Raw genomic sequence first — 640 nt, forward strand, 5'->3', positions numbered from 1 at the left:
GCGTCATGACGGTAAGAAACCTTGGCGAGTTCCTTCTCACCGCGTGACTGCACGGCCTGGATCATCCGGCCGGACTTCGCGTCGTACGTGTAGCGGGTGACGGCACCGGTGTGGTCGGTCACCGAAGCGACCTGCTCGTCATCCGTGTACGTGTACGCGGTCTTCTTCCCACCCGGGTCGATCCGCTCGCGAGCCGAGCCGTCCGGGTTCGACGCATAGGTGATCTTCGATGCGGCCTCGTCACCGTCGACCCACCGCGCGGACACACCACCCGTGACCGGGTCGTACGACGTACGGACGTGCTGAACCTTCGCACCCGGGTCGTCCTTCGGCGAGGTCCACGCCTCGACCGTCCGCCCGGCCCGGCCGGTGCGCTGGTGCGCCACCGAACCGTCCGCCAATGTTACCGACTCGACCAGCCCGTTCACCTTGTTGTAGGCCGTGGTCGACGTCCCGCCACCACCCGGCAGCGAGACCTGCGCCGTCCGGCCGGCGGCGTCGAGCTTCGTCTTCCAACCCTCGACGGATTCGTCACCCTTGGTGAGCGTCTTGTGCGTCTTGTTCCCGAACGCGTCCAGGGTGTATTTCGCCTGCGTGCCTTCGGCAGTGCCGGGCTGCTTCGGGGTCAGGGTGTCGGTCT

1 pseudogene is annotated in these 640 nt (G+C 66.9%); it reads right to left on the reverse strand.

The annotated features are described in order from the left end of the window. A pseudogene (locus EES43_RS30910) lies at positions 1-640 on the reverse strand (hypothetical protein); the annotation flags it as partial.

This window comes from Streptomyces sp. ADI96-02 (assembly GCF_003846185.1).
In the GTDB taxonomy this organism is placed as follows: Bacteria; Actinomycetota; Actinomycetes; order Streptomycetales; family Streptomycetaceae; genus Streptomyces.